General features: G+C 49.2%; 6 protein-coding genes. All 6 read right to left on the bottom strand.

The annotated features are described in order from the left end of the window. Positions 1 to 1,400 (bottom strand): proline--tRNA ligase (locus LLG96_13410; GenBank protein MCE5251209.1); only part of this gene is annotated, 1,400 nt, incomplete at its 3' end. Positions 1,401 to 1,590: 190 nt separating this feature from the next. Further along, positions 1,591 to 1,941 (bottom strand): MerR family transcriptional regulator, encoded by a 351-nt coding sequence (locus LLG96_13405; GenBank protein ID MCE5251208.1) that lies wholly within the window; start codon positions 1,939 to 1,941, stop codon positions 1,591 to 1,593. A gap of 79 nt (positions 1,942 to 2,020) precedes the next feature. After that, the gene (locus LLG96_13400; GenBank protein ID MCE5251207.1) at positions 2,021 to 3,022 is read right to left on the bottom strand and encodes an NAD(P)-dependent glycerol-3-phosphate dehydrogenase; all 1,002 of its coding nucleotides are present in this window, start codon (positions 3,020 to 3,022) and stop codon (positions 2,021 to 2,023) included. 217 nt (positions 3,023 to 3,239) lie between these two features. Then, a complete protein-coding gene (gene plsY / locus LLG96_13395) occupies positions 3,240 to 3,893 on the bottom strand; it encodes a glycerol-3-phosphate 1-O-acyltransferase PlsY (GenBank protein MCE5251206.1) in 654 nt (217 codons plus the stop codon). A 147-nt stretch (positions 3,894 to 4,040) separates the two neighbouring features. Next, positions 4,041 to 5,348, bottom strand: a complete 1,308-nt coding sequence (der, locus tag LLG96_13390) for a ribosome biogenesis GTPase Der (GenBank protein MCE5251205.1) — start codon at positions 5,346 to 5,348, stop codon at positions 4,041 to 4,043. 90 nt (positions 5,349 to 5,438) lie between these two features. After that, positions 5,439 to 6,731 (bottom strand): DUF512 domain-containing protein, encoded by a 1,293-nt coding sequence (locus tag LLG96_13385; protein ID MCE5251204.1) that lies wholly within the window; start codon positions 6,729 to 6,731, stop codon positions 5,439 to 5,441. Positions 6,732 to 7,005: the final 274 nt, after the last annotated feature.

Raw genomic sequence — 7,005 nt, 5'->3', positions numbered from 1 at the left:
GGCGCCAGTTCCCTGGGCCAGACCATCGATGTACCATCGAAGTTCCGTTCGATCACACTTGCCATGATCCGTTCGACACCGATACCGTACGAACCCATGACAATGGGATGCGAAATCCCGTTTTCATCGAGGAAACTGGCGTTCAATGCTTCGGAATACCGTGTTCCGAGCTTGAAGATGTGTCCAACCTCGATTGCACGGGAGACGGAAAGCTTCGCTCCGCATACTATGCACGGGTCACCTGCCTGTACGGCCCTGAGCTGAATGTAACGATCAATCCGGATATCACGGTCCATGTCCACGCCGATATAATGGCAGTCAATCTCGTTTGCTCCGGCAACCAGATCGGTTGTTCCCTTAAGCACCGGATCGGCAAATACTTTAACGTTGTCGATACCGATCGGGCTGACAAAACCCACTTCGGCGCCGGTAAGAGCACTGACTTCGTCGGGCTCAGCCGGTCTGCATTCCCCGAGTACCGCTGCGAGTTTGACATCGTCAACCTGATGATCCCCCCTGACAAGAATAAATACCCGTTCGTTGTCCTTGAGGGTAACATAAAGAAGCGATTTCACGAGCCGTGACGGTTCTACATGAAGAAAATCTGAAACATCATCAATTGTCCGCTTATCGGGCGTGTGGGTTTTACGGAGCTCTTTCCGCTCTCCTGTCACCGGTTCGACCACCGATTCCGCGATTTCCTGGTTTGCCGCATAACCGCACGAGTGACAGTTGACGATTTCGTCGTCGCCGGACTCAGACAGCACCATGAATTCTTCGCAGTCACGGCCTCCCATTGCACCGGAGGATGCTCTGACAATCCTGATATCGAGCCCCGAACGCTCAAATATCCGTATATAGGCTTCACGCTGGAGCTGATAGCTCCTGTCGAGACCCTCGGCATCGACATCGAATGAATACGCATCCTTCATGAAAAACTGACGAACCCTCAGGAGGCCCGACCGGGGACGTACCTCGTCCCTGAACTTGGTCTGAATCTGGTACCACATCTGGGGAAGATCACGGTATGATCGTATATCATGGGAGGCTATCTCGGCGAAAACCTCTTCGTGAGTCGGTGCAAGGCAGAGGCTGCGGCCTTTCCGATCCTTGAGACGGAACATATCGTCTCCGAATGTATCCCAACGCCCGCTCTGCGCCCAGAGCTCCGCCGAGGAAAGCACCGGGAGATAAAATTCCTGACATCCGATACGCTCCATCTCCTGACGGATGATTTCCATGATATTCCTCAGGATACGCCACCCGAGGGGCAGTATGGAATAAACGCCCGCGATGTGCTGACGGATAAGCCCGGCTCTCAGCATCATCCGGTGGCTCGGTATTTCGGCTTCCTTGGGGATTTCTTTGCGCGTCGGTATAAAGCAGCTCGATACTTTCATGCAGTGATACTCCAGTCTATTTTATGAGGGCGCTGAAAAAGGTTTTTCACGCGCCCGATAATGAAATATGTTGTTTTGTTGCTGTCAAGGGCATCAAACATGTCCCAAAATCATTAATCGGGGATCGGCACTTCGTGCTGATCTATGGCAGCTTCTATCAACATATAAGATATTGTTTTACAAGCTCTTCTTATAGTGTATCAATCATTTTTTGCAGTTTGCGAAGATCGGCCAGAATTTCCTTAACATTGACCTCGTTCTGTGTGAACGGAAGCGAAAGCTGGGATTCCGTGGCATCCCTGTCGGTTTTCAAACGTTTCTTTGCGCCCTCGATGGTATATTTTTCATCGTAGAGGAGATGCCTGATAAGCCTGACAATTCTCACATCGCGGTCGGTATACGCGCGGTTACCCGCACGGTTCTTGCGGGGCCTGAGCGTGGGGAACTCGCCTTCCCAGAATCTGAGAATATGCGGTTTCAGCCCAGTCATCTCGGCCACTTCGCTGATGGAGTAATAGAGTTTTTTCTTTTCCTCAGCCATGATTTTTTTCTGGTTTCTGGTTTATAGTTTACTGTTCATGGTTCGGGATTTGGTAAACTGTCGATTGAGGATAAAGCTCTCATACAATATGTTCGTGTTTCGGGTCGCGGGTCATGAGTTCGCGGACCGCTTCACCGGGCGGCAGGCCCTCGAAAAGAACGCCATATACTTTCGTGGTAATCGGCATATCGATGTCATGCTTCACGGCATATTCATGAACCGATCTCGTTGTCGGCACTCCCTCGGCGACCATGACCATTTCCCTGAGAATGTCCTCGGTTTTCCTGCCGCGGGCGAGTTCCTCTCCCAGACGTCTGTTCCGTGAATGGCCGCTGATACAGGTCGTTATGAGATCGCCTATTCCCGATAAGCCGTTGAATGTTTCGGGACAGGCGCCCTGCATCTTTCCAAACCGTATTATTTCAACTATTCCCCTCGTTACAAGCGCGCTCTTTGCATTCGTGCCATACCCGAGACCGTCATTTATCCCCGCGGCAATGGCGATAATGTTTTTCAGCGCACCACCGAGCTGGACACCATGCGGGTCATCAGATGTATAAACCCTGAACCGCGGCGTCATAAACGCATCCCTTACGGTAAGTGCCGCTTCGGGAACATCGGAGGCCGACACAATAGTTGTAGGCAGTCCCCGTGCAACCTCGTTTGCAATACACGGACCCGACAGGGCAACAGTCTTCTCTACTCCGGTCTCCTCTGCGATAATGCCTGTCATAGTCATCATCGTATCATGTTCGAGCCCCTTGGAAAGAGACGCCATGAGCACATTTTCGCTCAAATTCCCGGCATTCTTCACAGCCTTCGCTGTCTGACGCATGACAGAGGACGGAACGGCAAAAACGAGCATGTCCGCACCTTCGACCGCTTCTCCGAGGCGCCAGGTGGCCAGTATCGTATCGGGAATTGGAAATCCTCTGAGATATGTTTCGTTCTCGCGGTGTTCGATCATATCCCGCGCAAGCTGTTCATTGTACTCCCACAAGGATACCGTATGTCCGTTTTTATCGAGCAGAAGCGCGGCAGTCGTACCCCAGTTACCCGCTCCGAGCACGGTAATTTTCATAATAGTATCACCAAAGTAAATATATATGACCAGGAGGGTATCACTTATTACTCGAAACCATTGAAATAATGAAAAATGGTTATACTTATCAGTTCCCTTTCCCTCTGTGTGAAAGAATTTCAGGGAACCCTCACCCCCGCCGTAAACAGGAGAGGGGAGATAAATATTATATCAGGTATTCAAGCATGGTACTAATAATTACTTCAAAGGTTATTACTCATTTTTCACCCGTTACGGATGCCTGTTGTTTACCCCTCCTGCCGAAACGGTTTTCCTCGCCTTTCATCAGTCTGACAATGTTCGAGCGGTGCCGTACAATAACCAGCAGACCGATAATGACCGAAAGAGCCGACAGCAAAACCGACTGATTCCCTCTGACAATCCCAAGAATGATCACCGATGCAGGCAGAACCGCAGCAGCCGCTATGCTCCCGACCGAAACATAACCAGTGCCGAAGGTTAGCGCCACCCATACAACGACCGCGATAAGGGACGGCACCGGAGACAGCCCCAGAAATACTCCGAATGCGGTTCCCACTCCTTTCCCTCCTTTGAATCCGGCAAAAACAGTCCATACATGACCCGATATTGCCGCCAGACCGGCCAGAATACGGCGCACCTCGAGAGAAACAGAGGGATCGGAAGGCACGAATCCTGTCAGAAACACGACGCAAAAGAAACCTTTGAATATATCGATGAGCCCGACAGTTATCCCGATACGTTTCCCGAGGACACGGAACGTGTTGGTGGCGCCGGGATTACGGCTGCCATGCTCACGGACATCGATCCCCCGGAAAACCTTGCCGAATATGATACTCGTAGGGATCGAACCGATACAGTACGAAAGCACGATTAACAGAATTGTCAACATGATATTGTATGATACTGAAGGTCAGGTTTAAAAGCAAATATTGTTTGGTTTATGGTCGATAGTTTCTGGTCTCTGGTCTCAGGTTTATAGTTTTTTCACTTGTGCCTTATGCCTTGTGCCTTGTGCCTGTCATTATGATCTAAGGTTTTATTGTTTACCGCGCTGCTTGAATGTCACCTTGATCGGTGTCCCTTCGAAACCATACTCTTTACGGAGGGAACGCTCGACATATCTGGTGACATGTTCTTTCATTTTTCTGACATCACTGACAAAAAACACAAAGGAGGGCGGTTCGATACCGTACTGTGTACCATACAGGATCGATACATCACCGGCGCTCGGAGGAAATCTGAATGTCTCGGTAAAACGGTTGATCTCGGCTGTGGAAATCCTCAATGTACGGGCATCCTGAATCTGTATCGCGTTATCGATGATGTTAAAGACCCGCTGCGTGGTGAGGGCCGAGGTAAAGATCATTTTAAACGCATCCTTGTCCGGCAGGGAGTTCCGAATCTCTGCCTCGATTTTTTTCATGGTCATATGGTCTTTTTCGACGAGGTCCCACTTGTTGGCTACCATGATCATGCCTTTACCGGATTTATCGACATCATCGATAAGATTCTTGTCATACGATAAAAGTCCCTCGCTGATGTCAAGAACAACAGCCGCAATATCGCACCGAGAAAGACTCCTGAGCGTCCTGAGGGAACTGTAGTACTCGAGAGACTCCTTCAGTTTCGTAACTCTTTTCAATCCGGCCGTATCGACGAGAATAATATCACGGCCCCTGTATTTGATATGGGTATCGGTTGAATCACGGGTTGTCCCCGGAATATCGGTCACCAGAACGCTTTTTTTCCCGGTAAGGCAGTTGACAATGGACGATTTCCCCACATTGGGCCGTCCTATTATGGCTATCCTCAGCGGAGAAACAAGATCATTCCAGTCTTTATCATTCACGGGAAGTTTTTCAATAACCGCATCGAGCAGATCACCGGTTCCCCTGCCTGTTTTACCGGATACGGGATACGGATCGCCGATTCCGAGACTGTAGAACTCGTAAATATCGTATGCCTGACGGTTGGAGTCGACTTTATTCACTCCGAGAATAACCGGTTTGCCGCTCCTGAAAAGCACTTCGCAGATCGCGCGGTCAAAGTCGGTAATTCCTCCGTTCACATCAACGAGAAAGAGAACGACATCGGACTCCTCGATTGCAAGAAGGCTCTGCTCCGATACCGCCTGTTCCATGGTATCCTTGCTTGATATGATAAAACCGCCGGTGTCGACAAGCATGAACTTCTTTCCGTTCCATTCGAATTCATAGGAATTGCGGTCGCGGGTGACACCGGGAGTGTCGTCGACGATAGCAACCTGACGCCGAAGGATACGATTGAACAGTGTGGACTTCCCGACATTGGGACGGCCTATGATAGCAATAACCGGAATAGCCATTTTTTAACTACATTCTTGGTTTATGGTTTATAGTTTATGGTTGTATTGAAAAGGCAGAGAAACAAGGATTTCAATGATTCATATTTGAAGTCAGGTGTCGATTGTCAGGCGTGTATCCTCCTGGAAAAAAACATCCAGAGGATTATACGTACCCTGAATCACCTCGATGCCATATGTATCCGCAATATTCTCCGGCGTCGTATCATCGAGAAAAACACCATCGGCGTTGAGACAGTTCGGAGGCAGCACAACAGTCTCTTCATGACCGGTATCCCGGAGCGCATTTATAATATCCCTGCCTGTCAAAAGACCCGATACCGTCACCGAATCGCCGTAAAACCCGTTCCTCACCGTCACCGTCCTCGCCTGAATACCCGGAACCTTATTGAGACAAAGCGACAAATCCTCGATATATGGTGACATGGAAACGCCAGTCACCAGCACATAATTCCCCGGACGCGGCTCTGTCATTCCCAGACGGTGTTCCAGTCCCGAAACAGACTCCATAAAATCACGAATCATACCCACGCCGTTTTCTATCTGGGGAAAATCGTCATAATAGATGGTTCCCGGTATCTCATGGCCCGCGCGGATATACCATTCATCGGAACAATATACAAAACCGTATCCGTCTTCCCCTAAGTATTTTTCATGAAACCCGTCAACGAGCACGATAGTTTGAGTGGCATCGACACTATCTATTCCCTTAAGCGGGAAGAGATCATCACGGTATTTTGTCAGTCCGACGGGGACAATCGCCACAGACCGTATTTCAGGGTACCGTTCACGAAGATCACGGATACTCCGCTCAAGCACATCACCGTCATTGATGCCCGGACAGATGACAATCTGGCAGTGGAGCACAATCCCTTCGCCGACAAGATGGTCGATCTTTTCCATGAGACCGTCATCACCAGAAAGCCCCAGAAGTTTTTTTCTCACTATAGGGTCGGTAGCATGAACCGAAACGTAGAGCGGGCTGAGATGCTGTTCAACGATCCTTCCGAGATGATGTTCTTTCAGGCTTGTTAAAGTCACATACGCGCCATGGAGAAATGAAAGACGGTAATCTTCATCCTTGAAATACACAGCCTTTCTCATTCCGCGGGGATTCTGGTCGATAAAACAGAACAGGCAGTTGTTGCCGCATGACATAAACTTCATGGGTTCGAATTCCATGCCGTGGTCTTCAGCCCCGTCGAACGTTCGTGTAAATTCTTTCGAACCGCGCCGCACGGTGAATGTGGTCGTCTCCCCGGAACCGTAATACATAAGATCGATCTCATCACGGGCAGAGCCGCCGTTGACTGCTGTCACCTCATCTCCCGGACGTATTCCCGCAATTTCGGCAGGGGAACCTTTCACAACCGCTGTAATCTTCACATGATCTCCATTCGTTAATTCCTTTATTATCTCTATAATATACTCAATTTAATATCCCGAAGAAAGACCACTCTTCGTGATATCAAGAAAACAGTACTTTTAAAAAATTTAAGAGGGCGATGAAAATGTGTCTTTTCACCGCCCTCCGATGAAACAGTATCGATACGAAACCGACTATTCGGCTATTAATGAAGGGTATATGACACCAGGGAGTATTCGCTCGATCCTTTCTCTATAATCTCGCCGCTTTCGATTATATTATATGTTTCTTTAA

It is taken from the genome of bacterium (assembly GCA_021372535.1).
Classification (GTDB): Bacteria; Latescibacterota; Latescibacteria; order Latescibacterales; family Latescibacteraceae; genus JAFGMP01.
This window is presented reverse-complemented; position numbering and strand designations above follow the sequence as displayed.